Source organism: Kitasatospora sp. NPDC101801, assembly GCF_044766665.1.
Taxonomy (GTDB): domain Bacteria; phylum Actinomycetota; class Actinomycetes; order Streptomycetales; family Streptomycetaceae; genus Kitasatospora.
In genome coordinates this window covers 768,396-793,547 of record NZ_JBIWML010000001.1, presented here as the reverse complement: position 1 = coordinate 793,547, position 25,152 = coordinate 768,396, and the positions used below count along the sequence as shown (strand labels likewise).

General features: G+C 74.3%; 27 protein-coding genes. 20 read left to right on the top strand and 7 right to left on the bottom strand.

Annotated elements, in window-relative coordinates; genetic code table 11:
- Positions 1-5 precede the first annotated feature (5 nt).
- Together ACIRPK_RS03485 and ACIRPK_RS03480 are read left to right on the top strand one after the other, a co-directional pair.
- Positions 6-809, top strand: a complete 804-nt coding sequence (locus tag ACIRPK_RS03485) for an exodeoxyribonuclease III (protein ID WP_403032282.1) — start codon at positions 6-8, stop codon at positions 807-809.
- 135 nt (positions 810-944) lie between these two features.
- On the top strand, positions 945-1,475 hold the full coding sequence (locus tag ACIRPK_RS03480) for a hypothetical protein (protein ID WP_403032279.1): 531 nt from the start codon (positions 945-947) through the stop codon (positions 1,473-1,475).
- Between the two features lie 24 nt (positions 1,476-1,499).
- Here ACIRPK_RS03480 and ACIRPK_RS03475 read toward each other — a convergent pair whose 3' ends face one another.
- Positions 1,500-2,192 carry a lysoplasmalogenase gene (locus ACIRPK_RS03475; RefSeq protein ID WP_403032276.1) on the bottom strand — a complete coding sequence of 231 codons (693 nt, stop codon included), beginning with the start codon at positions 2,190-2,192 and terminating at the stop codon, positions 1,500-1,502.
- Positions 2,189-3,049, bottom strand: coding sequence for a sterol desaturase family protein (locus ACIRPK_RS03470; protein ID WP_403032274.1), 861 nt, complete (start codon positions 3,047-3,049; stop codon positions 2,189-2,191). Before ACIRPK_RS03470 ends, ACIRPK_RS03475 begins: the two co-directional genes overlap by 4 nt.
- A gap of 139 nt (positions 3,050-3,188) precedes the next feature.
- Here ACIRPK_RS03470 and ACIRPK_RS03465 point away from each other — a divergent pair, with 139 nt between their 5' ends.
- Entirely contained in the window at positions 3,189-4,607 is a 1,419-nt protein-coding gene (locus ACIRPK_RS03465) for a DUF2398 family protein (RefSeq protein WP_403032271.1), read from the top strand.
- 9 nt (positions 4,608-4,616) lie between these two features.
- Here the strand turns inward: ACIRPK_RS03465 and ACIRPK_RS03460 are convergent, their stop codons facing one another.
- Positions 4,617-4,970: a hypothetical protein gene (locus tag ACIRPK_RS03460; RefSeq protein ID WP_403032268.1), complete on the bottom strand. Its 354-nt coding sequence runs from the start codon at positions 4,968-4,970 to the stop codon at positions 4,617-4,619.
- A complete protein-coding gene (locus tag ACIRPK_RS03455; RefSeq protein WP_403032266.1) occupies positions 4,970-5,485 on the bottom strand; it encodes a TetR/AcrR family transcriptional regulator in 516 nt (171 codons plus the stop codon). The genes ACIRPK_RS03460 and ACIRPK_RS03455 overlap by 1 nt, the downstream gene beginning before the upstream one ends.
- Positions 5,486-5,576: 91 nt before the next feature.
- Between ACIRPK_RS03455 and ACIRPK_RS03450 the strand changes: the two genes are divergently transcribed.
- The 4 genes from ACIRPK_RS03450 (at position 5,577) to ACIRPK_RS03435 (ending at position 9,240) form a co-directional block, all read left to right on the top strand.
- Positions 5,577-6,473, top strand: coding sequence for an acyl-CoA thioesterase (locus ACIRPK_RS03450; protein WP_403032746.1), 897 nt, complete (start codon positions 5,577-5,579; stop codon positions 6,471-6,473).
- Positions 6,474-6,540: 67 nt separating this feature from the next.
- Complete coding sequence (locus ACIRPK_RS03445) at positions 6,541-7,158, top strand: TetR/AcrR family transcriptional regulator (protein WP_403032263.1); 618 nt, start codon at positions 6,541-6,543, stop codon at positions 7,156-7,158.
- 114 nt (positions 7,159-7,272) lie between these two features.
- Entirely contained in the window at positions 7,273-8,901 is a 1,629-nt protein-coding gene (locus ACIRPK_RS03440; protein WP_403032260.1) for a BCCT family transporter, read from the top strand.
- 156 nt (positions 8,902-9,057) lie between these two features.
- Positions 9,058-9,240 carry a hypothetical protein gene (locus ACIRPK_RS03435; RefSeq protein ID WP_403032257.1) on the top strand — a complete coding sequence of 61 codons (183 nt, stop codon included), beginning with the start codon at positions 9,058-9,060 and terminating at the stop codon, positions 9,238-9,240.
- A 197-nt stretch (positions 9,241-9,437) separates the two neighbouring features.
- Here the strand turns inward: ACIRPK_RS03435 and ACIRPK_RS03430 are convergent, their stop codons facing one another.
- From ACIRPK_RS03430 to ACIRPK_RS03420, 3 genes are all read right to left on the bottom strand, one after another.
- Positions 9,438-10,592, bottom strand: a complete 1,155-nt coding sequence (locus ACIRPK_RS03430) for an MBL fold metallo-hydrolase (protein WP_403032744.1) — start codon at positions 10,590-10,592, stop codon at positions 9,438-9,440.
- 178 nt (positions 10,593-10,770) lie between these two features.
- Positions 10,771-11,226: a MaoC family dehydratase gene (locus ACIRPK_RS03425; RefSeq protein ID WP_403032254.1), complete on the bottom strand. Its 456-nt coding sequence runs from the start codon at positions 11,224-11,226 to the stop codon at positions 10,771-10,773.
- 90 nt (positions 11,227-11,316) lie between these two features.
- Complete coding sequence (locus ACIRPK_RS03420; protein ID WP_403032252.1) at positions 11,317-11,751, bottom strand: pyridoxamine 5'-phosphate oxidase family protein; 435 nt, start codon at positions 11,749-11,751, stop codon at positions 11,317-11,319.
- A gap of 150 nt (positions 11,752-11,901) precedes the next feature.
- On the opposite strand from ACIRPK_RS03420, the gene ACIRPK_RS03415 reads away from it, so the two are divergent.
- From ACIRPK_RS03415 to ACIRPK_RS03355, 13 genes are all read left to right on the top strand, one after another.
- Positions 11,902-12,744, top strand: a complete 843-nt coding sequence (locus ACIRPK_RS03415; protein ID WP_403032250.1) for a hypothetical protein — start codon at positions 11,902-11,904, stop codon at positions 12,742-12,744.
- A gap of 136 nt (positions 12,745-12,880) precedes the next feature.
- On the top strand, positions 12,881-13,495 hold the full coding sequence (locus ACIRPK_RS03410; RefSeq protein ID WP_403032247.1) for a hypothetical protein: 615 nt from the start codon (positions 12,881-12,883) through the stop codon (positions 13,493-13,495).
- 35 nt (positions 13,496-13,530) lie between these two features.
- Positions 13,531-14,412, top strand: a complete 882-nt coding sequence (locus ACIRPK_RS03405; protein ID WP_403032245.1) for a hypothetical protein — start codon at positions 13,531-13,533, stop codon at positions 14,410-14,412.
- Positions 14,413-14,495: 83 nt separating this feature from the next.
- The gene (locus ACIRPK_RS03400) at positions 14,496-15,260 is read left to right on the top strand and encodes an SAF domain-containing protein (RefSeq protein ID WP_403032242.1); all 765 of its coding nucleotides are present in this window, start codon (positions 14,496-14,498) and stop codon (positions 15,258-15,260) included.
- Complete coding sequence (locus tag ACIRPK_RS03395; protein WP_403032240.1) at positions 15,260-16,378, top strand: hypothetical protein; 1,119 nt, start codon at positions 15,260-15,262, stop codon at positions 16,376-16,378. The genes ACIRPK_RS03400 and ACIRPK_RS03395 overlap by 1 nt, the downstream gene beginning before the upstream one ends.
- The gene (locus ACIRPK_RS03390; protein WP_403032237.1) at positions 16,368-17,939 is read left to right on the top strand and encodes a CpaF family protein; all 1,572 of its coding nucleotides are present in this window, start codon (positions 16,368-16,370) and stop codon (positions 17,937-17,939) included. The genes ACIRPK_RS03395 and ACIRPK_RS03390 overlap by 11 nt, the downstream gene beginning before the upstream one ends.
- Complete coding sequence (locus ACIRPK_RS03385; protein WP_403032234.1) at positions 17,939-18,904, top strand: type II secretion system F family protein; 966 nt, start codon at positions 17,939-17,941, stop codon at positions 18,902-18,904. Before ACIRPK_RS03390 ends, ACIRPK_RS03385 begins: the two co-directional genes overlap by 1 nt.
- Positions 18,901-19,785 (top strand): hypothetical protein, encoded by an 885-nt coding sequence (locus tag ACIRPK_RS03380; RefSeq protein ID WP_403032231.1) that lies wholly within the window; start codon positions 18,901-18,903, stop codon positions 19,783-19,785. Before ACIRPK_RS03385 ends, ACIRPK_RS03380 begins: the two co-directional genes overlap by 4 nt.
- 38 nt (positions 19,786-19,823) lie before the next feature.
- On the top strand, positions 19,824-20,078 hold the full coding sequence (locus ACIRPK_RS03375; protein ID WP_403032228.1) for a hypothetical protein: 255 nt from the start codon (positions 19,824-19,826) through the stop codon (positions 20,076-20,078).
- Positions 20,075-20,488: a TadE/TadG family type IV pilus assembly protein gene (locus tag ACIRPK_RS03370; RefSeq protein ID WP_403032225.1), complete on the top strand. Its 414-nt coding sequence runs from the start codon at positions 20,075-20,077 to the stop codon at positions 20,486-20,488. The genes ACIRPK_RS03375 and ACIRPK_RS03370 overlap by 4 nt, the downstream gene beginning before the upstream one ends.
- Positions 20,485-20,940: a TadE/TadG family type IV pilus assembly protein gene (locus ACIRPK_RS03365; RefSeq protein WP_403032222.1), complete on the top strand. Its 456-nt coding sequence runs from the start codon at positions 20,485-20,487 to the stop codon at positions 20,938-20,940. The genes ACIRPK_RS03370 and ACIRPK_RS03365 overlap by 4 nt, the downstream gene beginning before the upstream one ends.
- Positions 20,937-21,377, top strand: coding sequence for a hypothetical protein (locus tag ACIRPK_RS03360; protein ID WP_403032219.1), 441 nt, complete (start codon positions 20,937-20,939; stop codon positions 21,375-21,377). The genes ACIRPK_RS03365 and ACIRPK_RS03360 overlap by 4 nt, the downstream gene beginning before the upstream one ends.
- Before the next feature lie 83 nt (positions 21,378-21,460).
- Positions 21,461-25,006, top strand: coding sequence for a LysM peptidoglycan-binding domain-containing protein (locus ACIRPK_RS03355; RefSeq protein ID WP_403032216.1), 3,546 nt, complete (start codon positions 21,461-21,463; stop codon positions 25,004-25,006).
- Positions 25,007-25,152 lie beyond the last annotated feature (146 nt).

Below are 25,152 nucleotides of genomic sequence, written 5' to 3'. Positions count from 1 at the left end.
CCGCCGTGACCGTCCGCATCGCCACCTGGAACATCAACTCCGTCACCGCACGGCTGCCCAAGCTGCTGGAGTGGCTGGAGTCGGCCAAGCCCGACGTGCTCTGCCTCCAGGAGCTCAAGTGCGCTTCGGACGCCTTCCCGTACGAGGCGGTCAAGGAGCTCGGCTACGAGACCGCCGCCCACGGCACCGGCCGGTGGAACGGCGTCGCGATCGTCTCCCGGCTCGGCCTGGAGGACGTCGTCCGCGACCTGCCCGAGCAGCCCGGCTTCCTGGCCGACGGCGCGCTGATCCCGGACACCGAGCCCCGGGCGATCGCCGCCACCTGCGGCCCGGTCCGGGTCTGGTCGGTCTACGTGCCGAACGGCCGCGAGGTGGACCACGCGCACTACCAGTACAAGCTGGAGTGGTTCGAGGCACTCCGGAAGGCGGTGCTGGCGGACGCGGCCGGCGAGCGCCCGTTCGCGGTGCTCGGCGACTTCAACGTGGCCCCCACCGACGAGGACGTCCACGACCCGGCCGTGTTCGCCGGGCTGACCCACGTCACCCCCGCCGAGCGGGCCGCGCTGGCCGCCCTGCGCGAGGCCGGCCTGGCGGACGTCATGCCGCGCGCGCTCAAGTACGACCGCCCGTACACCTTCTGGGACTACCGGGGGCTCGGCTTCCCGAAGAACCTCGGCATGCGGATCGACCTCACCTACGCCAACAAGCCGTTCGCCGACGCGGTGACGGACAGCTATGTGGACCGGGAGGCGCGCAAGGGCAAGGGCACCTCCGACCACGCGCCGGTGGTGGTGGACCTCGACCTCTGAGTGCGCCCCCCGGATGGGCCCGATGGGTGGCCGTCCCGGGTGGGTCTGCCTAGCGTCGCAGGTGACGGGGTGTAGCTGTTCGAATACGCGGACGACGGGGTCCGTGTGCTGCACCCGAGAACCTGGAGGTACGGCATGCGCGCTTCGCGTACGGCCACCACAGTGCTGGGCGCCGCCGCCCTGCTGGCGATCGCGGCCGGGCCGGCCTCGGCCAAGAGCGTCGAGCCGGCCTGGGTGCACCCCGCCGAGGCGGGGCCCGGCCAGAGCGTGACAGTGAGCGTCACCTGCGAGACCAGCTCGGTGAAGACCGTCACCGCCAACTCGCAGGCGTTCTCCACCGGCAGCGCGACCCTCACGGTCGGCCCGGACGGCAAGTACAGCGGGAAGGCGCTGCTCGCCTCGAAGGAGGAGTTCGCCGGCAAGACGCCCAAGGGCTCCAGCTGGGGCATCGACGGCAGCTGCCCGAACGGCGACACCTTCACCGGCGCGGTCGAGGTCCAGACCGCCGCCGCCCACGAGGGCGGCGGCAAGCTGCCGACCGGCCCGGTGAAGACCGGCCTGGGCGGGTCGGTCCGGACCAGCCCGGCCGAACTGGTCACCGGTGGCGCCCTGGTCAGCGCCGGGGTCGGCGGTTTCTGGCTGCTCCGGCGCCGGACCGCCCTCTGACCCGGCGTCAGCGCAGCACCGCCGTCAGCGCCCCGCCGTCGCCAGCGGGGCGCTGAGCGGTACGTTCTCCGGCCGGCCGGCCCGGACGGTCCCCTCGGCCAGCAGGTACTGGGCCGCGAGGTAGGTCGCCATCACCCAGACGCCGTGCCCGGGCAGCGCCTTCCACTCGGCCAGCTCGGTGGCGATCAGGGTGTCCGAGAGCAGGAACAGCGCCCCGCCCAGGCCGGTCCGCCAGCCCAGGCCGGCCGAGCTGACCGCGGTCGAGGAGAGCAGCAGGCTGTAGACCGCGACCGGGATCTTCAGGTCGCCGAGCCCGGGCCAGAGCTGACTGATCATCACGCCCCAGGCCGCCGCGTACGCCAGGGCGACGAGCACCGTGCGCCGGCGGTCCTCCAGCGCCCCGAGCTTCACGAACATGGTCACGTAGCACAGGTGCGCCGCCGCGAAGGAGCCCATTCCGGCCAGGAACGCGGCCTCCCCGCCGACCTGGAGCAGCACGTCCCCGCCGGTGCTGAACGCCAGCGCGGGCACCAGAAGCTTCGGCGCGTGCTCCGCCCGGGCCGCCACCCACCCCGCCAGCAGCGGCATCAGCACGGGCTTGGTGGCGTGCTGGACCGCGCTCGCGCCGGTGGCGATCGCCCCCAGGTGGACGGCGGAGCCGGCCGCGAAGGTGGCGAGCAGGCTGCGGGCGGTGCGGAGTCGGCCGGTGATGGTCATGCGGTGGTGCCCTCCGGGCGGTCGGTGGGGCCCGGCTGCCAGCCGGGGCCGTTGACGAGGTGGCGGACCCGGTCGCGCCAGCTGGTGGCGGCGGCCAGGTCACGCGCGATCGAGGCGTACTCGTGGGTGGCCACCCGCAGCGGGTTGTGGGTGCTCAGGTTCTTGGTGAGCCCGTAGACCGGCTTGCTGGTCTCGGGCGTGAACGAGCCGAACAGCCGGTCGAAGACGATCAGGATGCCACCGAAGTTGCGGTCCAGGTAGCCGCCCTGCGAGGCGTGGTGCACGCGGTGGTGCGAGGGCGTGTTGAAGACGAACTCGACCGGGCGGGGCAGCCGGCCGATCCGCTCGGTGTGGATCCAGAACTGGTAGACCAGGTTGGCCGAGGAGCAGAACGCCAGCGCGGCGGGGTGCACCCCGGCCAGGATCATCGGGACGTAGAACACCCAGGTGGTCGCGCTGGTCCAGGGCTGCCGCAGCGCAGTGGAGAGGTTGTAGTGCTTGCTGGAGTGGTGCACCACGTGGCAGGCCCAGAGGATCCGGATCACGTGGTGGCCCCGGTGCGACCAGTAGTAGAAGAAGTCCTGCGCCAGCAGCATCAGCGGCACCGTCCACCAGAGCACGGTGATCCGGAGCGGCGTCAGCTCGTACAGCGCGGAGTAGATCGCCACGATCGGGATCTTCCAGGCGGCGTCGAAGGCCAGGCTGCCCAGGCCCATGGTCAGACTGGTCGCGGTGTCCTTGGCGGTGTACCCCTGCTCCTCCTCGTCGGGGTGGAAGCGGTAGGAGACCACCTCCAGGACGGTGAGCAGCACGAAGGCGGGTATCGACCACAGCACGACGTTGGGCAGGTTCGGCATGCCCAGGACGATAGGTGACACCGGGCGGCCTGCGGAAGGGGTTGTTACCGACGCGTAGGTGAGAGTACGGCGGGAATCGGCCGGATCGCCGTCCGGGTGCCACGGGGCGGCTCGGGCACCGTCTACTCTGGTGGGCGACATGGAGCGGTACGAGGACACGGTCGGGGCCGGGGAGGCACCGACGGTGGCGACGGGCGGACGCGCGACGGGGGCGGGGCGGCTCACCGCCGACGCGATCGCCGGAGTGCCTGCGCAGGGCAGCGGCCGGGGTGCGGCCGAGCTGTTGGCCGGCCGGCTGGCGGCCGCCGGGCCGCAGGAGGCCGACGAGCTGTTCACCGCCGCGTTCGGTCTGTACGGTGCCCGGCACCTGGGCGGCGCGCTGCCCGACGGGCCGAAGGCCGGGGCCGAGCTGAGCTGGTGGCACGGTCCGACGGTGCATCACCCGGCGGGCCTGCGGCCCCGGGAGGGCGCCCGGCGCGGTGCGCTGCCGGCCCGGCGCGGCGCCCCCGCCGCCGACGGGCGGCGCGGCCGGCACCGCAAGCCGGAGCACGCCCCGGGCGGCACCCCGGAGGAGATCGCGGTCGAGCGCCGCACCGCCGCCCGGCTGCTCGCCGCCCAGCCGCTGGTCACCGCCGACGGCCCGCACGGTGCGGGCTTCCCGCTGATCGTCCGTCACGCCGACTGGCTGACCGAGCGGTTCGCCACCGTGCTCGGCTACCCGCTGACCGTCGGCGCCCGGTACGCCCGCCTGTCCAAGGCGCCGCTGCCCGGCCGCGCGCCGGCCCTGGTCGCCGGGGTCGCCTGGACCCCGGAGTCGTACGCCGCCCTGGTGCTCGCGCTGGCGGCGCTGGCCGAGCACCGGCCGGCCGGGCTCGAGCTGCCGGGGGTCCGTCAGCAGCTGGCCGAGTGGCAGGTGCTGACGGTCACCGGGCAGCCGGACCCGGAGCTGGCCAGGGCACTCGCCCCGCTGCCGGCACCGGCGCCGGCCGGCCCGGCGCTGGCGGTCCGGCGGCGGCTGGCCGAGACACCGGTGGTGCTGCTGGACGAGCTGACGCCGGAGCAGCGGCACTGGCTGCAGGGGCGGTTGGAGCCGGAGGCCGAGCTGTTCGCCGACTTCCTCGGCCTGGAGGCGGAGATCCGGGCCGAGGGTGTCGCGCTGCTGGACCCGGCCGACGAGCTGACCGACCTGGCGCTGCCCGGCACCGGCACCCTGGCGCAGGCGGCGCTGCTGCTGGCCGTCCGGCTGGTGGAGGAGCTGCGCCCGCTGTCCGGCGAGGCCGCGCCGCCGGCCGTGCTGATCCCGGACGCGCTGATAGACGGCGCGCTCGGCGACGTCACCGACGAGTACGGCCTGCGGGCCGGCTGGCGGCGGGACTACCTGGCCGACCTGACGGCCTTTCGGCGGGACGCGTTGGACCTGCTGCACCGGATGCAGCTGATCGCCCCGGCGGGGCGGGCCTGGCTGCTCCGGGCGCCGGCCGCCCGCTACGCGCCGGAGGCGGAGCTCCCGCAGCCGCCGGGCTCGGGGCGGCACTCCCGGCCGCTGGTGGTCGGCTGACCCGGCGGGTCAGCCGCGCAGGGCCTGCTCGATCAGGGCGACGGTGGCGCGCGGGTCGGCGACCTCCACCACCAGGCGGGTGTACTTCTCGTCGGAGAGCTCGATCACCACGGCCAGGTTCGGGTTCCTGACGTCCCAGAACACCTTCTCGCCCTGGCGGTGGAAGGTGCCCGCGACGATCACGCCCGGGAGGTGGGTGCCGGGGGCCCGCAGGCCCTTGGGCTCCCGGACGATACCGGGGTCGGCGGTGGCGCCGCGGACGTTGGACAGCGGGATCTCGATCCGGCTCTTCACGGCCCAGAGCCTGTCCAGCCCCTCGACCTCGACGGTGAGGGTGTCGCCGGTCACCGAAACACGTGCCATCAGTTCTGCTCCTTCAGCTGGTCGGTGAGTGCCAGGGCGGCGTCCGCCCCGTCGCCGCCGCCCGCGCGGGCGCGCAGCCGCAGGCCGAGTACGGCCGCCACCAGGGCGGGGGCCAGCGGCGGATCGCCGAGCGCCCGCTCCAGGGCGGTCAGCCCCTCGGCCACCAGGGCGGCGACCTCGGGGTCGTGCGGGGCCCGCTCGGCCGCCGCGAGCAGCAGCAGGCCCGCCGCCGGGCCGCCGTCGAACGCGGCGACCGCCCGGTGCAGCGCGGTGCCGGGGTGGCCGACCGCCGCCAGGGCGGTGGTCAGCGGCAGGATCTCGTGGTCCAGGTGCTGCCGGAGCGCGGCCAGGTAGAGGCCGCGCTTGCTGCCGAACACCTTGTAGAGGCTGCCCCGGTGGACGCCGAGCCCCTGCACCAGGTCGTCGACCGACGTCCCGTCGAAGCCCCGGTCGGCGAACAGCCGGGCGGCGGTCCGGACGGTCTCGTCCTCGTCGAAAGCGCGTGGTCGTCCCATGCCGGTCAGCCTAGGAGTTGAGGAACGATCGGTCAAGAACGAACATTCCTGAAACCTGTTCCACCTCCGATGGCGTACGCTGTGCCGCGTGATGGACGCCAGCAGCGTGCCCGAGGCCGGAGAGACGGCCGGTTCCTTCGTCGACCTGCTCCGGATCGAGCAGCTGGACGAGAACCTGTTCCGTGGCCGCTGCCACGCCGGGGCGCCGATGCGCGCGTTCGGCGGGCAGGTGGCCGCCCAGGCGCTGACCGCCGCCGGGCGGACGGTGGAGGCCGAGCGGCAGGTGCACTCGCTGCACGGCTACTTCCTCCGCCCGGGCGACCCCCGGCACCCGATCGACTACCAGGTGGACCGGGCCAGGGACGGTTTCTCGTACGCCACCCGGCGGGTGACGGCGGTTCAGCACGACGAGGTGATCTTCACGCTCTCCGCCTCGTTCAAGTTCCCGGAGCCGACCCCGGGGGACAGGCAGCCCGCGATGCCCCTGGTGCCCGGCCCCGAGGAGCTGCCGGACCCGTTCCGGGCCTGGGCCGAGGCGGCGCCGAAGGACTACCGGGAGAGTGCCTTCCGCACCCTGGACCTGCGCTTCGTGCCGACCGGCACACCCGGTCTGCCACCCGAACTCCCCGGCGCCCCACAGCAGTTCGTCTGGCTGCGGACCGGCAGCCCGCTGCCCGAGGGCGACCCGCTGCTGCACGTGTGCGCGCTGACCTACCTGTCCGACCTGACGCTGGCCTCCACCACCGTGCTGACCGTGCAGCCGCACCGGATCCAGCGCACCGCCCCGGCCCGGATCATGCTCGCCTCGCTGGACCACGCGATGTGGTTCCACCGCCCGTTCCGGGCCGACGAGTGGCTGCTGTTCGCCCAGCGCAGCCCGTCCGCCTCGGACGGCCGGGGGCTGGCGCACGGCGAGTTCTACGACCGGCAGGGGAACCTGGTGGCCTCCGCCGTCCAGGAGGCCCTGCTCCGCGAGCGCCGGACCTAGCGGTCGGTGCCCCGGGCCTGTTCAGGCCCCGTTCGCCCGAGCGATCCCGGCCCGTATCATGGTGCGGGTGACCAAGGTTGACCTGTCACCAAGGCCGGTGGAGGCGATGTCGCCCCGTCAGCTCGAACGCCGCAACAGCCTGATCTCGGCCGCCCTCGCGCTGGTGAACGAGGCCGGGGTGGAGCGACTCCAGATGAAGCACGTCTGCGAGCGCTCGGGAGTGGCCCTCGGCACCGCCTACCGGTACTTCTCCTCCAAGGACCATCTGCTCGCCGCCGCGATCGCGGACTGGCACCGTCTGCTGCTCGCCGACCTGGTCGCCGAGCAGCGCGGCGCCCGGCACGGGCCGGCCGAGACCGACCGGGTGGTGCGGTTCGTCCGCAACGGCATGCGGGCCTACCAGCGGCAGCCCCAACTGGCCCGGCTCAGGGTCGCGGTGGCCGCCTCGACCGACCCGTTCGCCAGTGAGACGCTGCAGTCGCTGGCCCGGGCCGACCGGGCGGCGCTGGACGCGGTCGGTCCCCGGCTGCCACCGGCCGCCGGCGAGCTGGTGCGGCACATCGTCGGCCACTCCTGGCAGGGCGAGCTGACCGCCTGGGTGACCGGCCGGACCACCCTGGACGACGCCCGCCGCCGGCTGGAGGACGTGGTCCGGCTGGTCCTGACGCCCTACGAGGCGGCCTGACCGCTCGTCAGCGGGGGCGGGCCGCCCGGCGCGTCCTGCCTGCTCCGGCACGGTTCGGCGGACATAGTACGAAATGTAGCTGTTGTCCGACCGCCGCCCTGCCGGAGTCAGTTGATGAGCAGTCAGCCCGAGGAGCCCAGAGCCACCCTGCCCACCGACAAGGTGGTGTTCGGGGTGAGCGCCGTCGCGGTGCTCGGGGTGGTCGCCTGGGGCGTCTTCGCGGCGGACTCGCTCGGCCGGACCTCGGGCAGCGCGCTCGGCTGGGTGCTGCACAACTTCGGCTGGCTGTTCGTGGTGGCCGCCGACGTCTTCCTGGTGCTCACCGTGCTGCTGGCGTTCAGCCGGTTCGGCCGGATCAGGCTCGGCCGGGACGACGAGGAGCCGGAGTTCGACACGCTGGCCTGGATCGCGATGATGTTCAGCGCGGGCATGGGCATCGGCCTGATGTTCTACGGCGTCGGCGAGCCGCTCCAGCTGTACGCCGCACCGCAGCCCGGCGCCGGGATCGAGCCACGGACGCCGGCCGCCGCGCAGTCGGCGCTGGAGTTCTCGCTGTTCCACTGGACCCTGCACCCGTGGGCGATCTACGCGGTCGGCGGCCTGGCCCTGGCGTACACCACCTTCCGCAAGGGCCGGGGCAACCGGATCAGCGCCGCCTTCGTCCCGCTGATCGGCACCAAGGGTGCGGACGGCTGGCCCGGCCGGGCGATCGACCTGCTGGCCGTCTTCGCCACCGTCTTCGGCTCCGCCACCAGCCTCGGCCTCGGCGCGCTCCAGGTGGCCGACGGCCTCGGCTACATCACCTCGGTCAAGTCCAGCGAGAACGTCCAGCTGATCATCATCGGCTCGCTGACCGCCGCCTTCGTGCTCTCCGCCTTCTCCGGCGTGCACAAGGGCGTCAAGTGGCTCTCCACCGTCAACGTGGTGCTGGCCTGCCTGATCATGCTGTTCGTCTTCGTGTTCGGCCCCTCGGTCTACGTGCTGGACGCGATCCCCTCCACGGTCGGCGGCTACCTCGCCGACCTGACCGGGATGGCCACCCAGACCGGCGCTTTCACCGACGAGACCTGGCTCGGCTCCTGGACCATCTTCTACTGGGCCTGGTGGCTCTCCTGGGCCCCGTTCGTCGGCACCTTCATCGCGCGCATCTCACGCGGCCGGACGATCCGTCAGTTCCTGCTCGGCGTGCTCCTGGTGCCCAGCGGGGCCACCGTGCTCTGGTTCTGCGTGATGGGCGGCACCGCGATCCGGCTGGACTCCACCGGCGCCGCCGACCTGGTCGGCACCATCCCGCAGGGGGCCGAGGCCTCGCTGCTCGAGATGCTCAGGTCGCTGCCGCTGGGCGGGGTCACCAGCGTGATCGCGGTGCTGCTGGTGATGACCTTCTTCATCACCAGCGCCGACTCCGCCTCGCTGGTGCTGGGCTCGCTCTCCAGCCGGGGTTCGCTGCACCCGAGGACCTGGCTGGTGGTGGTCTGGGGCGTGCTGATGGGCGGCGTGGCCGCCGCCCTGCTGTTGGCCGGCGGCCTGACCGCGCTGCAGAACGCCACCATCCTGGTCGCGCTGCCGTTCGTGGTGGTGATGCTGCTGCTCTGTCTGGCGCTGGTCCGCGAGCTCCGGGAGGACCCGGCGGCCGGGCCGTCCCGGCTGCACGCGGCGCACGGGCTGCGGGACGCGGTCCGGGTCGCGGTCGGCGAGGCGATGGCCGACCACCGGGCCGGGAAGCGTCCCCCGTCCGAGTGAACCGGGCCGCCCGGGGGTGACCGTTCGCCGTCGGAGCGGTCACCCGGTGCCATCCTGGGCTGCCGTCCTCCGTACCGATATCCGGACGCCCAGCCCCCGTCCAGACTTCACTCTGGCGTCGTCACTCTTTAACAACGCCCTGGAATGCTGACCATCATGAACGCTCGATCCGCCCCGGTCGCCCTGGCCCTTGAGGTACCGCGCTTCCCGCTCCCCAAGCGGCACCGCCGCCTGATCGCCTGCGCCGCCGTGGCCGCCTCCATCGCCCTCGGCTCCCTCGGCGTCGCCGCCACGGTCGAGACCGTCCAGCAGGGCACCGTGGCCACGGCCAGCCGCTGACCTTCCCAGGGGCTCGGGTCGCTGTGCTCCGAGCTCAGCCATCAGGGGCTCGGGGAACTGCGACGCCGGCCCCGTACAAGGTGAGCGTCGCGTAGCTGCTCAGGCACTTTCGCAGTGCTACCCGCCGGCCACGAACCGTCGCCGTTCCCCGAGCCCCTGGACCGTAGCCCCGAAGCGCGTCTGCCGAAAGCGCAGTCTCAGACCGTGATCCCGTCGTCGGTGTGGGTGGAGAACCCGTCCGGGACGAGGAGTTCGGCGCCGCGGGGCATGGCCGCGACCGCCCGCCACCAGAGCTTGAGCGCCGGCGGATCCAGCGGCTCGAACGGCTTCCCGGGACGGGGTGCCACCAGCCGGGCGCCGAGTGCGCGGGCTGCGGCGACGGTCCGTTCGGCCGGCTCCTCCCAGGGGTGGGGGGCCAGGTTGAAGGTGCACCAGTGGATCGGGAGCAACAGGTCGCCCCCGAGGTCGAGATGGGCCCGGACGCCCTCCTCGGGGGTCATGTGCACCTCGGGCCAGAGGTCGCTGTACGCGCCGATCTGCATCATCGTCACGTCGAACGGGCCGAACCTGCGGCCGATCTCGGTGAAGCCGGGGAAGTAGCCGGTGTCGCCGCTGTGGAAGAGCCGGTGCGAGTCGCTCGCCACCACCCAGGAGGCCCACAGGACCAGGGGGTTGGCCCGGGGGCCGCGGTTGCAGTAGTGGCGGGCCGGGGTGGCGGTCAGGGTCAGCCCGGCCACCTCGGCCGACTCCCACCAGTCCAACTCGGTGATCCGTTCGGCCGGGACGCCCCAGTGCTCCAGGTGCGCGCCGATCCCGAGCGGGACGGCGAAGGCGGCGCCGGAGGCGGCCAGTGCGCGCACGGTGGGCAGGTCCAGGTGGTCGTAGTGGTCGTGTGAGATCACCACCACGTCCACCGGGCCGAGTTCGGTCAGCGGGATCGGCATCGGGTGCAGCCGCTTGGGCCCGGTCCAGCCGAACGGCGAGCAGCGCTCGCCCCAGACCGGGTCGAACAGCACCCGGCGGCCGTCCAGTTCGGCCAGCACGGTGGCGTGCCCGAGCCAGGTCAGCCGGAGCCCGTCGGCGGGCGGTTCGGCCAGCTCGATCGGCACCAGCCGGTGCAGCGGGACGGCGGCGGCGGGCTGCCGGCGGTGCCGGTTGGCGGCGAACTGCTGGCGGGTCAGCTCCAGCCGGGACCGGCCGCGGGCCAGCCGCCGGGTCGGCACCGGGTTCTGGAAGCTGCCGTCGGCGAAGTGCGGGGAGGCCAGGATCCGCGCCAGCCGGGCACCGGTCGGTTCGGTCCCGAAGGACTCGGTACGGACCTGGCGCCAGGCGGCGCGGGGCAGTTCACCGATCGGCGGGGTGCCGGTGGTGAGGGCGGCGACCCGGGACGTCCAGGCAGCGGAGCTGGGCACGGCGCCTCCATGAGCGGGGTTGGTCCGTCCCATCGGACATTACCGGCGATATGCCGCACCGACCCGGTGGAGCGGAGGCAGGCGCTCCGTTCGGCGTAACCACCCCGCTGAGCGGCCGTCAGACCGGGTAGAACCGGGTGATCGTCTCGGCCACGCAGTGCGGCTTCGGGCTGCCCTCGCTGGTGACGGTGTAGCGCACGACGGCCTGCACGCCGCCGCTGACCTGCTCGGCGGAGACCAGCTCGGCGGTGGCCCGGATCGCGGTGCCGGCCGGGACGGGGGCGGGGAAGCGGACCTTCTCGGAGCCGTAGTTGAGGGCCATCCTGATCCCCTCGACCGCGTAGCACTCCTTGGCCAGCACCGGGATCAGCGAGAGCGTCAGGTAGCCGTGCGCGATGGTGCCCCCGAACGGGCTCTCCTTCGCGCGGACCGGATCGACGTGGATCCACTGGTGGTCACCGGTCGCCTCGGCGAACAGGTCCACCCGGGCCTGGTCGATGGTGTGCCACTCGCTGGTGCCGAGCTCGGTGCCGACCGCGGCGGTCAGGTCGGCGAGGGAGGCGTACGTCGTCACGGCTGCTCCTGGTGGGGGTGCTGACGGGGCACCGGAGAGTATGCCTACTCGCCGGTCACTTGTCAGCGCCCCTCCGAGCGGGCGGGGCGGTCAGTACGACCGGTGCAGCGACTGCCCGGCCGCCAGCAGTCGGCGCCCGCTCACCAGTTCGGGCGTGATCCGGACGAACATCCGCTGCTGCCCGCCGATCCACGGACGCGGGCCGGTGCGCAGCAGCCGCTGGTACTCGGCCTCGTCCCGGACCACCTCGGCGCGGCCGTGCACCAGGACGCTCCAGCCGCTCCGGCCGACCGGGTCGAGCAGGTCGGCCTGGAAGGCGGCCACCGTCCCGTCCAGGGCCCGGCTCAGCGAGCTGCCCGCGCGCAGGCCGAGGATCAGCCGGTCGTCCGGGGCCACTTCGAAGGCCACCGGGAGGACGGCCGGGAGCGCGTGTTCGGTGTACACCACGCGCCCGATGGGCACGGTGCGGAGCAGGTGCAGGCACTCGGCCTCGCTCAGGGTCTCCACGCGGTCGTCTCGGTCCATACCTCGATGGTGCCCCTCCGGCGGTGCGGTCACTAGGGCCCATGGTCCCTGAATGGCACCTGACCTGCGTCAATCCGGGTGAAAGGCCGCGCCGCCGGAGACGGACCGATAGCTTGTCGGCGGGAGCGGGCGAGTGAGGGGTGGGGACCGGTGAGCGGCGGCATCGAGCTGGTGGTGATCGGCGCGGACGGCGGGCCGGAGCGGGCCCACGCGGGATCGGCCCGGGCGGCCGACGGGGCCCGGCTGCTGGCCGCCGGGCTGCCCGGGCGCTGCTTCGACGCGGGCACCCGGGGGAGCCGGGTGACCCTGGTGCCGCCGGAGGCGGACGCCAACGCGATGCTGACCGCGCTGCGCGCGGCCGCCCAGCGCCCGGCCCGCTGGCTGGTGGTCTGCCTGCTCGGCCAGCTCGCGGTCGATCCGCGCGGCCGGCGGCTGGCCCTGGTCACCGCCGGGGCCACCCCGGACAACGCGTACCGGCGGGGGCTGGCCTGGGACTGGGTGGTGAGCACCATGGTGCACGGCGGCCAGGAGGAGACCCTGCTGCTGGTGGACGCGGTCGCGGACAAGGACGCGTGGGCCGCGCTGGAGCGGGGCGAGGAGGGCGCGGGCGAGCTGCTCAGCCACTCCCGGGTGCCGCTCTGGGGCCGGGTGGCCAGGTACGCCGGTCCGCGCCGGGGCCGGGAGTCCGTCCTGCCGGGCGGCGAGGGCTCGTTCAGCTGGGCGTTGGACCGGGTGCTGGAGCACGGGCTGCCCGGTGCGCCCGCGGCGGTCGCCCCGGTGGATCTCCAGCCCGCGCTGGAGCAGGAGCTGGCCTGGGCCGAGTCCGGGTACGGGCCGGGCCAGGTACGGCTGTTGACACCAGGGGAGCAGGGGAGGCTGCTGTTGCGCAATCGGGCTGCCGTGCGGGGCGCATTGGCCGGATTGTCGCTTTCTGAAGAACTGTTGGCAGTTCTGTGGCGCGAAAGTGCCCCAACCGATCCGCCTTCCGCGTAAGGTCAGGGGGCCCGAGGTGTTGCCGGGGCGAGGCGAGTTGGCGAAGAATCAATGCCTCGTGAGCGGTGGTTCAAGGCGGCGGAAATCTGCTGCGGTCGGCGCTCCGTTCGGAGCCGACCGCGATGAGGTGGGGCGAATGCGGCAGCGCGTCATTACAGTGCGCCCTGGGGCGGTTGGGGTCGGTGGGCTGACACTGCTGCTGCTCACTTCCTGCGGCGCGGCGGACGGCGGGAGTTCCACCGATCGGCTGCCGGATGTCACAGCCGCCCCAACTGTCCCCGGTGTCACGCCGAGTGGCTCCGCGGAGGCCGGGAACGCGCCCACCGAGGGAGCCGATGGCGCCGTCGGGCGGGTGGTCCTGAGGGCCTATCAGGGCTGGTGGGAGGCGCGTATCACGGCTTTCGGCCAACCAGAGCAGGACCCGGCTGCCGTTCGCAGCTTCGCCGCCGACCAGGCCCTGAGCGACACCCTGATCACCCGTCAGCAGCTCCGCGACTCCAAGCTGGTGATGATCGGAGCACCGCGCAACTCACCTTTGGTGAAGTCGATTCGGCTCACCGACAATCCGCCGTCCGCGACCGTCGAGGACTGCCTCGACGTGACCGACTGGCACCAGGCGGATGCCGGCACCAAGGCGGTGCGCGATCCCGCGTCGCGCCTGACCCGGTACGTCGCCACAGCCACGCTCCGGAAAGCGGACTCGCGCTGGCTGATCGTGGACTTCAAACGCGAGGAGGCCCGGTCGTGTTGAGAACTTCGCCAGGAATCTTGGTTCGTGTCCTGCTGATGATCGGAATGCTGGCGGCGACGATCACCCCGGCCGCCGCCGACGAGCCCGGCGGCACGGTGAATCCGTGCGCCACCAGGGATATCTGCATCATCGTGCACGAGCCGGGCAGCACCGCCGGCGGAACCCCGGGCGGCGGCGGCTCCGAGACGGTCGCCGACAAGTGCTACTGGGACCACGCGGAGATCGCCTGCTGGGACGACCAGCTCGGCTGGTTCAGCAACGCGACGGGGTGCTACTACAAGCTGGAGAAGCCCAAGCCGCCGGCCGACGACCGGGCCTGGGGTGGTCGCGATCCCGCGACCGGCGAGATCTACCAGGTCAGTTGCCGGGACAGCTCGACCAGCGTGCGGGGGCCGCAGTTCTTCGACAAGGCGCCGGCCGGCCCGCCGCCGGTCGACGACGTGGTGCAACTGCGCCGGGAGGCGCTGGAGAAGCTGCACCTGGTGCCGCCGGCCATGCACGCCGCTCCGGCGGGCAGCGCGGTGACCGGGGCCCCGCTCTGGCTCTGGTACGACCGCAGCCCGGCCAGCGTCGGTCCGCTGACCGGGACGGCCAAGGGGAACGTGATCAGCGTGACCGCCACCGCCGAGGTGCGCGAGGTGATCTGGGACATGGACGACGGACACACCGTCAGCTGCCCCGGGGCCGGCACGCCGTACCAGGCCGACCAGGGCCGGACCGAGTCGCCGGACTGCAAGTACGTCTACCGGAGCAGCTCGGCGCACCGCGCGGACGGGAAGCTCTACCTGGTCGCCACCGCGATCTGGCGGATCTCGGCCACCCGGAGCGACAGCAAGTCCTCGCTCGTCTTCGACTACCCCGTCCCGGCCGCCGCCCCGCTGCCGCTCCGGGTGGCCGAGGTCCAGCTGCTCAACTGACCGGCTCCCGACCGCCGGACGCAGCACGGCAGCACCCGTCCGGCCCCGCACCGCACCGCCCCCGTACGAAAGGCCGAAGCCCGGTGGAGCACCGAACCTTCCCCTCGCCGAGCCCCGGCGCCGCGACCCCGAGCCCCGGCCCGGTCATCGAGCCTGGCCGGGGCGCCCCCGGCGGCCCGCCGCGCACCCCGCCGCGCACGCTGCGGGCCCGGCGCCGGCGCCCCGCGGTGCTGGCGATGGCGGTGGCGATGGTCGCGGCCGGCGGTCTGGGCGGTGCGGTGCTCTACAACAGCACCGGGCAGCGGATCGCCGTGCTGGCGCTGGCCCGTGACGTACCGAAGGGTCAGGCGATCGGCGCCGAGGACCTGGTGGTGGCCCGGATCGCCTCCGACCCGGTGCTCCGGCCGCTGGGTGCCGGAGAGCGGACCAAGGCGGTCGGGCTGCGGGCCACCGGCGACCTGCGCCGGGGAGCGCTGCTGGTGAAGGCCGACCTGACCGACGACCCGCTGGTCGAGCCCGGCCAGAGCGTGGTCGGGGTCGCCACCAAGCGGAACCAACTCCCGGCCACCAAGCTGCAACCAGGGGACCGGGTGCTGGTGGTCTCCACCCCGGAGTCGGGCCAGAACGGCACCACCGTGCGCACCCCCGAGACGCTCGCGGTCCGGGTGGTGACGGTCGGCAAGCCGGACACCGACGGCAGCGTGGTGATCGACGTGGCGGTGGCGCCCGCGGACGGCACCCGGCTGGCCGCCTGGGTGGCCACCGGCAGGGTGCAGATCATCCTGGCGCCGCGCACCGGCTCCGCCGCCCCCGCCCCGACCCCGTCGCCGAGCGGGAGCGCGGCCTGATGGCCGTGATCGCGGTGGTCGGCGGCCCGGGTGCGCCCGGCGCCACCACCGGCGCGCTCGCCCTGCTGCTGGCCTGGCCGCTGTCGCCGGGCCGCCGGGTCCTGCTGGTGGAGTGCGACCCGGACGGCGGTGCGGTGCTGGCCGGTGCGCTGGAGGGCCGGGTGGAGGCGGTCTTCGGGCTGCGCAACCTGGCCGTCGCGGACCGCCGGGGCCTGCTCGCCCAGACTCTCTGGGACCAGCTGATCGACCTCTCCCCGGGCGGCACCGGCGACCGCCTGCTGCTGCCGGGCCTGACCGACCCGGCCCAGGCGCCGGGGCTTGCGTACACCTGGGAGCCGCTGCTGGAGGCGCTGCACGCGCTCGAACCGCAGGGCTACGACGTGATCCTCGACCTCGGCCGTTCCGGTGCGCACGGGCCCGGCGCGGTGCTGACCCGGCGGGCCGACGTGGTGGCGGTCGCGCTGCGCAGCACGCTGCGCGGCCTGAGCGCGACCAGGCCCCGGCTGGCCGCGCTGCACGAGGACCTGGAGCACGCGGGCACCGGCGCGGACGGCCTCGCCCTGCTGCTGGTCGCCGAGGGGCCCTACCCGGCGGCCGAGGTCTCCCGGCAGTTCGGGGTGCCGGTGCTCGGAGTGCTGCCGTACGTGCCGCGCACCGCCCGGCTGCTCTCGGACGGCGGGGACACCACCGACCGGCGGTTCATCCGCTCCGAGCTGATGCGCACCGCCCGGAGCACCGCCGACCAGATCCAGCTGCTGGTCCGGCGCCGCCGCGAGCGGCTGGCGCCGGTGGTCGCCCCGGGTGCCGCACCCCTCGTCGCACCGCCGCCGCCCGCGGCCCAACCCCCGTCGGAGTCGCACCCGTTGGCCTACCCGCAGCAGCCGTACCCGCAGCAGTCCGCCGGGCCTGAGCCGTACGGGCAGCAGCCCTACGGGCACCAGCCGTACGGTCAGCAGCCCTACCCCCAGCACGCCTACCCGGCGCCGCCCGCACCGCAGCAGCCGTACCCGGTGCCGCCGGTGCCGCAGCCCGCGGCGCCCGCGCCGTTCCCCGGCCAGGGCGAGTCGCGGCCGCAGGACCAGCCCCCCGTCTACGGGCAGGTGCTCCGTGCGCGGTAGCCCGCTCCACGACCCGCTGCACAAGCCCGCGAGCGCCGACCCGGCCGGGCTGCCCTGGACGGCGGCCCCGCCGGTGATACCGAGCGCGAGCCCGGTCGGCCAGTTCACCATCGGACCGGTCAACGCCGGTGCGGCGGCGGCCGGTTCGGTCCCGATGATCCAGCCGGTCGCGGTCAAGCCGATGGTCGACCAGCAGGTGGCCAGGGAGCTCAAGCGCCAGGTCGCGGCCGAGCTGCACCAGCAGCTCAGCCGACTGGCGGACAGCTCCGGGGTCGAGGCGGACCGGGCCACCCGGCGCCAGCGCGGCCGGGCGCTGATCGACGAGGCGGTGGCCCGCTGGTCGGACGCGTACGCGCAGACCCACGGCATCCCGCCGACCCGGGAGCAGGACCGGGCGCTCGCCGAGACCGTCTACGACCTGCTGTTCCGGGCCGGGCGGCTGCAGCCCTACCTGGACGACCCGGACATCGAGAACATCCTGATCAACGGCTGCGACGACGTGTGGATCTCCAAGGTGCACCAACCGCTGCGCCAGGTCCCGCCGGTGGCCGAGAGCGACGAGGAACTGGTCGAGCTGCTCCAGGACCTGGCCCGGCAGCACGGCGGCGGCGAGCGCAGCCTCTCCACCGCCAGCCCGACCCTGGCGCTGCGGCTGGAGGGCGGGATGCGCCTGCAGGCGCTGACCGAGGTGACGCCCCGTCCGTACGTGGCGATCCGCCGGCACCGGGTGGCCTCGGCCACCCTCGCCGACCTGGTCCAACTCGGCACCGTGGACGCCACCCTGGCGTCCTTCCTGGCCTCGGCGATCCGGGCCAGGAAGAACGTGATGATCACCGGCACCCAGGGGGTCGGCAAGACCAGCCTGCTGCGCGCGATGGCCGCCGAGATCCCGCCGGACGAACGGGTCGGCACGCTGGAGTCGGAGTTCGAACTCTGGCTGCACACCCTGGGCCACCTGCGCCAGGTGGTCCCGATGGAGGCCCGGGAGGGAAACGGCGAGCGGGTGGACGGGCGGGCGGCCGGTGAGCTGACGATCGGTGAACTGATCCCGGCGGCCCTGCGGATGACGCTGTCCCGGATCATCGTCGGCGAGGTCCGCTCGGGCGAGGTGGTCCCGATGCTGCGGGTGATGACCAACGGCGAGGGCGGCTCGATGTGCACCCTGCACGCGCGCGGCCCGCACATGGTGGTCGACCGGATCGCCGAACTCTGCCTGGAGTACGGCTCGCACATGACCGACAGCCTGGCCTACCGGCTGACCGCCAACGCGGTCGACCTGATCGTGCACGTGGCGATGGTGGACGAGACGGCCGTCGGCGGTGGCCGGCACCGCTTCGTCTCGCACGTGCTGGAGGTCACCGGTCTCGGTGAGAGCGGCCGCCCGGCCACCAACACGGTGTTCGGACCGCGCCCCGACCTGGGCGAGCCCCGGGCCGTGCCGCACACCCCGCCGAACTGCCTGGACGACCTGCGCCGGGCGGGCTTCGACGCCGGTCTGCTGCAGTCCGCGTACGGCAGTTGGGGCGCCCCGTTGAACCTGCGGATCGGAGGGATGCGCTGATGCTGCTCTTCGTCCTGTGCGGACTGTCGGTGGCGGGCGGCCTGGTCGCCCTGGTGGCCGGGGTGTACGGGAAGGAGCCGGCCGGCCCGGAGGCGGGCGCCTGGTCGGCGGCCCGGCTCACGCCGTCGGCCCGGCGCCGGCTGACGGTGCAGACCGGGCTGCTGGTGCTCGGCAGCGCCTGGCTGGTCCTCAGCGGCCGGCCGCCGGTGTCGATCGGGCTGCTCGCGCTGATCGTCTTCGGGCTGCCCTGGGTGATCGGTGCCACCCGGGCCGACATGCACCGGATCGAGCGGCTGGAGGCGCTCGCCGAGTGGACCCAACGGCTGGGCGACGTCCTGCTGTTGGGCGTCGGCCTGAACCAGGCGATCGTGACCAGCCGACGGACCGCACCGGCCGCGCTGGAGTCCGAGATCGCCGAGCTGAGCGCCCGGCTGCAGTCCCGCTGGCGGCCGGAGGAGGCGCTCCGGGCCTTCGCCGACACGCTGGGTGACGCCACCTCCGACAAGGTGCTGGCCGCTCTGGTGCTGCGGGCCGGTGACACCGGCCCCGGTCTGGCCCGGACGCTGGCCGACCTGGCCACCTCGGTCCGCGAGGAGGTCAGGCAGCGCCGGGTGATCGAGGCGGACCGGGCGAAGCACCGCACCACCATCCGTTGGCTGCTGGTGATCATCACGCTGGTGCTGGTGGTCGGCGCGCTGAACGAGCGGTACTCCCAGCCGTACTCCACGCTGGTCGGCCAACTGGTGCTCGGTGTCGTGCTGTTGCTGTTCGTCCTGGTGATCGCCTGGATGCGCAGGCTGGCCACCCAGCGCCCGCTGCCGCGACTGCTGGAGCCGGACCGGCGGAGCAAGGCCCGCCCGGTGCGGGCCGCTCCGGCGGAGGGGATGGTGGCCGGTGACGGCCCGACGGGGTCCCGTCAGGACGCACCGTCGGTCGGCCCCTTCGTGTCGGAGGGTGGCCGGTGATCTCGATCTGGGCCGTCCTGGCCGGTGCCCTGCTGCTCGGCGGGGTGGCCGCAGTTGCCGCCGAACTCCGGCCCGCACCACCGGACTTGGGGCAGGCGCTGGACCGGTTGCACCGGACCCCGGCCGACCACGCGGAGCTGACCGACCCCGACGTCAGCTGGGTCGACCGGATCGGCCAGAGCTCGCTCCGGCTGCCGGGCGCCCGGATCCCGCACCAGCAGCTGGCGATGATCGGCCGGACCCCGGCCCGGTTCATGGCGCACAAGCTGCTGTTCGCGTTGCTCGGGCTGATGGCGCCCGGCTATCTGGTGCTGATCTCCGCCCTGGTGGGTTTCGACCTCCCCTGGGTGGTCCCGGTGCTGGCGGGGCCGGCGCTGGCGCTGTTCGGCTGGCTGGTGCCGGACGGCATCGTCTCGGGCGAGGCCAAGGAGGCCCGGACGGAGTACCTGCACGGGGTCGCCGCCTATCTCGAACTGGTCGCGCTGGAGCGGGCCGCCGACTGCGGGCCCGCCGAGGCGCTCAGGCGGGCGGCCGCGGTCGGCCGGTCCACCGTGTTCCGCCGGATCAGGGACGCGCTGGAGCGGGCCGCCACCGACCGGCTGCCACCCTGGGACGGGCTGGACGCGCTCGCCACCGAACTCGGCCTGACGCCGCTCCAGGACGTCGCCGACATCATGCGGCTGTCCGGCAGCGACGGTGCCGCCGTGTACGACACCCTGCGGGCCCGCTCCAAGAGCCTGCGCGACGAACTCCTGGCCGAGGACCTGGCCAGGGCGAACACCGACAGCGAACGGATGGTGGCGCCCGGCGCGGCGCTCACCCTGCTCATGACGGTGCTCATCGCATTCCCCGCGCTGTACCAGATGCTCAACGTGATCTAGCCGCTCACTCCGCCCGTCGTCGACCTGGAGACCACACCATGGTTGCTCTTCGAAATCTCCTCACGGCACTCTTCCTGCCGGTGAAACTCTGCCTGTTCGTCTTCCACCACCGGGTCGGCCGGGTCCGCGCGGCCCGGGCGGCCGGCGACCGTGGGGCGATCAGCATCGAACTCGCCCTGGCGGTCATCGTGCTGGTGGGCATCGCGGTCGCCGTCCTGGCCGTCGTGATGCGCCTGGCCAACACCGTGAAGGGCAAGGTCCCGACGGACCCGGTCGTCACCGCGGCACCGTGAACCGACGCCCGACGAGTCGTCACCGCCGGGGGGACCGGGGCGCGCTGACCATCAGCCTCGCCCTGGTCTTCCCGGTGGTGCTCTTCCTGGTCTTCCTGGTGGTCCAGGCCGCGCTGTACTGGTACGCGGGCCAGGCCGCGCTGACGGCTGCCCGTGAGGGGGCCGACGCGGGCCGGGTCCGGGGTGGGACGCCGGAGGCGGGCGAGCTGAGGGCCAGGGACTTCCTGAACCGGGTCGGCCGGCTGGCCGAGCCGGTCACGGTGGACCCGAACGGCGGTGACCTCACCAGCTTCGAGATCGTGGTGACGGTGCGGCCGCTGGCGGTGCTGCCGGGCTTCGACCGGTTCACCATCACCCGTCAGGTCACCGCTCCCAGGGAGAAGTTCGTACCGCAGGCGGTGCAGCCGTGAGGCGCCGCGGGGGAGAGCAGGGCAGTGCCGCGCTGGAGACCGCCATCGTCGCGCCGGTCCTGGTCGTGTTCGTGCTGATCGCGATCGCGGCCGGGCGTATTCAGAGCACCGGAGGGGTAGTTGATGCGGCAGCCCGTTCCGGCGCCCGCGCGGCCTCGCTGGCCCGCACGCCGGAGGGGGCGCAGCAGGCGGCGGGGGACGCGGTGCTGGAGGTGCTCCGGGGGCAGGGGGTGCAGTGCGCGCAGGCGGTCAGTCCGCCGGTCGAGTACGGGACCCTGAACACGTCGGCGGGCCCGCTCACCACCGTGACGGTGCAGGTGAGTTGCACCGTTCGGCTGAGCGACCTGCTGGTCGGCCTGACGCCGGGCAGCAAGACCATGACCGCCAGCTTCACCTCGGTGCTGGACCACTACCGGGGCACCGAAGCGGGAACCAAGGAGAAGAAGTCGTGAGAGCTCGGCGGACCGGCGGCGCGGACGGCGGCTCGATCGCGCTGTTCGTCGCCATCTGCGCCGCCGGGCTGGTGGTGATGATCGGGATCGTCCTGGAGGCCGGCGGCCGGCTGCGGGCGATCGAGACCGCCGACGCCCGGGCCCAGGAAGTGGCCAGGGTGGTCGGGCAGCAGCTCGACGAGCGGGCGCTGCTGCGCGGTGGGGGCTACCTGCTCTCCCAGGACGTGGCCGCCGCCCAGGTGGCCGCCGAGGCGTACCTGCGCCCGTACGGTCTGCACGCCGAGATCGCGTTCCGCAACGGCAGCACGGTGGTGGTGGACATCCGGGCCCGGTACCGGACCACGTTGCTCGGTGCGCTCGCGGTGCAGTCCCTGGAGGTGCACGGGCGTGGCGCGGCCACTCTGGTGCACGGCGTCAAGGAAGCGGAGACTGCCTGAATGGGTGCGGGCCGGACTCTTGATGGGCGTCGACGCGGCACGGCCGCTGCGGCGCACGGTGTGACGGAAGCGGAGAAGGACTGATGGCCGGGCGACGAGCCAAGGAACAGCACCGGGCAGGTACGGGGACGAACCCGCCGGCCGGACGGCGGCCGGTGCCGCTGCGGCCGAACCGCCGCCGGACGGCCGGGTCGGTGGTCGCCGCCTTCGGCGCGCTGGTGCTGCTGGCGCTCCTGCTGGTCGGCGTGCCCGCACTGCTGCTGTACGGGACGACCGCGGTGGCGGACATGGGCGGCCAGAGCACCAGTGGGCCGGTCGAGTTGCTCACCACGCCCGACGACGGCCGGATCTTCCTCTGGGCGCTGGTCGCGATCGGCTGGGTGGGCTGGCTCTGCTTCGCCTTCTCGGTGCTGCTGGAGATCCCGGCCCAGCTGCGCGGCCGGGTGGCCCGCAGGCTGCCCGCCTTCGGCTGGAGCCAGCGGATCGCGGCCGGACTGGTCGGCTCGGTGCTGGCGCTGCTGCCGGTGGCCGGTTCGGCCTTCGCCGCCGTGCCCGAGCGGCCGGCCGCGGTGGCCCCGGCCCAGGTGACGGCCGCGCCGCAGTACGCCGCGCTGCCCGCCGCCCCGGTGGCACCCGCGCTCACCCCGGCGGCCGACCCGGCGCCCGGCTACACCGTGCAGGACAGCCGCCCGGCGGACAGTCTCTGGTCGATCGCCGAACGCCAACTGGGCTCCGGCGAACGGTGGGTGGAGATCGCCAAGCTCAACAACGGCCGGGTGATGGACGATTCGGGCCGGACCTTCGACGCGGACCGCCCGATCCACCCGGGCTGGCAGCTCCTGATGCCCGGCGACGCCAAGGCCCAGGGCGGGCCGGCACCGGCTCCCGCCCCCGCTCCCCAGGCCCCCGCACCGCAGCACGGCTCGGTCACGGTCAGGGCGGGGGACACCCTGTCCGCCATCGCGGAACGGGAGTTGGGGGACGCGGAGGGGTGGCCGAAGCTGTTCGAGGCCAACAAGGGGGTGGCCGCGCCCGACGGCGAACGGCTGACCGACCCGGACGTGGTGGTGCCCGGCATGGTGCTCGCCATCCCCGGCGCTCCGGCGCCTGCGCCGGCTCCGGTGCCCGCCCCGGAGCCCGCTCCCGTGCCCGTCCCCGACGTGCCGGTCACACCCGACCCGGCGCCCGTCACCCCCGCGCCGGCCACGCCCGCGCCCGCCACGCCCGCGCCGGCCACCCAGGGGCCGGTGGTCCCGTCCCAGGCGCCCACGCCCGCCGCCCACACGCCCGCCGCCCACAACCCCGCCGAGGCGGCGGCGCCGAGCGACGACTACTCCGTGGCGCTGGCCGCCTCGACCGTCGGCGTGCTGCTCGCCGCCGTCCTGGTCGGCACGGTGGCCCGGCGACGCGGCGCCCAGCAGCGGTCCCGCAAGCCCCGGCACCGGATCGCGCTGCCCGCCCCGGCCGCGCTCGCCTTCGAGTCCGAACTGAAGGTCCGTCAGGACGACGCCGGGCTGGCCCTGCTGGACCGGGCACTGCGCACGATGGCCCGGAACACCGTCCGGGGCGGCAAGCGCCTGCCCGCCCTGGTCGCGGCCCGGATCACCCCCGGCCGCACGGTCGAGCTGCACCTCGCCGCCCCGGCGGCGCCGATCGCACCGTTCCGGGCGGCGCACGCCCCGAACGTCTGGTGGTGCCCGGACGACTCCTCCGAGCTGCTCGGCGCCTCGCAGGCGGCGAAGAACAACGCCCCGTACCCGGCCCTGGTCACCCTCGGCAGCGCACCGGACGGCTCCGTGGTGCTGGCCGACCTGGAGACCGTCCGGCTGATGCACCTGTCCGGGCACCCGGACGACTCGCAGGACGTGCTGCGCACGCTGGCCGTGGAGTTGGCGCACAGCCCGCTCGCCGACCGGCTGAACCTGCACCTGGTCGGGCTCGCCGAGGACCTGCCGATCTCCGGTCCCGCGCTGGACCGGGTGCACCGGCACGACTCGCTGGAGGCGGCGATCGCCGCGCTCGGCCCGCGCACCGCCCGGGCCCGGGCCACCCTGGTGGCGGCCGAGGCGACCAGCCCCCGGGACGCCCGCAGCCGGGGCCAGGACGACGAGTCCTGGGTGCCGGAGATCGTGCTCTCCGCCCAGCCGCCCAGCGGCAGCCTGCCCACCGAGCTCGGCCGGCTGCTCGACGGCACCCCGCGCACCTGCCTGGCCGTCGTCACCAGGGCGCCGGAACGCGGCAGCGGCCCGGTCGCCCGCTGGACCCTGCCCAGCACCGGGAACGCGGTCATCCCGGGTCTGCACCTCACGGTGCAGCTGCAACGGCTCAGTCCGGACCAGTACGCCCAGCTCGGCGACCTGCTCCGGTCCTCGGCCGACACCGCCCAACTGCCCGCCCCGGACTGGACGCTGGACGGTGTGGAGCTGGAGCCGTCCGAACTCCCGCTGCCGGTCCCGGTGCTGGCGGGGGTCGGGGCCTCCGGTCCGACCGCCGCCGAGGCGGCCGCGATCGAGGCGGTGTCCCGGGTGATCGGCACCGGCAGCAGCCCGTTCGCGGGTGTCAGCCCGGCCGCCACGCCCCGGCACTCGGCCAACTCGGTGGGCCTGCACGTCAAGTCCGCCGACCCGGTGCACCCCGTCATGCCGGTGGCTCCGGCCGTCGCCGCCGTGGTGCCCGTGGTGGTCCCGGCGCCGACCCCGGAGCCCGACCCGGAGCCGGTGCCGACCCACGAGCCCGCCGCCCCGGTGGCCGACACCACCCCGGCGCGGCCCGTCCCGCCGCCGGTCTCGGCGTCAACTGCCGCTCCGCGTACCGACAGTGACGACCTGCTGGCCATCCTCCGGTCGCCGGAGGCGCACTCGGTCCGGACCGCGCCCAGGATCCGCCTGCTCGGCCCGCCCGACGTGCTCGGCACCACCGGATCGGTCACCCCCGAGGGCCGGCCCCGGCTGACCGAGCTGGCCGCCCTGCTCGCGCTCCGTCCGGGCGCCGACCAGTCCACCCTGGACCGTGCCCTGCACCCGGGCGCGGCCCACCTCGACCCGCATCCGACCACCACCGAACACACCGTCACCCCGATGCCGGTCCGGCTGGCCGAGCTGGCCGGCTGGCTGGGCGAGTCCACCGAGGGCCGGGCCTTCCTCTCGCTGGACGGCGGCGACGGCCACACCTTCGCCCCCACCGTCAGCTGCGACTGGGACGAGTTCCGCAGCCTCTACCGCCGGGGCATGCGCAGCACCAGCAGCACCGCCGACGCCGCCCTGGCGCACGCCCTCGCCCTGGTCCGCGGCGCCCCGTTCGCCGAGGCCCCGGGGTCGTCCTACGGCTGGGCCGAGCCGGAGCGCCAGGACATGATCGCCACCATCGTCGACACGGCGCACGAACTGGCCGCCCGCCGCCTCCAGTACGGCGACCACCGCACCGCCGAGGCCGCCATCTTCCGCGGCCTGGCCGTCGCCCCCGACATCGAACTCCTGCACCGCGACCTGTTCTACGCCTACGCCTCGGCCGGCGCCCGCGACCAACTCGTCCGCGCGGTCAACCGCCTGGACGCCCTCAGCCGCCGCACCGGCCGCGACCTCGACCCCGACACCGTCGCCCTGCTCCGGGACCTGCTCTCCGGCGCCTGACCGGCCCGGTGGGGGGGGGCGCGCGGGGGGGGCGCCCCGGGGGGGGGCCCCCCCGGCGGGGGGGGGGGGGGGGGGGGGGGGGGGGGGCGGGGGCGGGGGGGGGGGGGGGGGGGGGGGGGGGGGGGGGGGGGGGGGGGGGGGGGGTA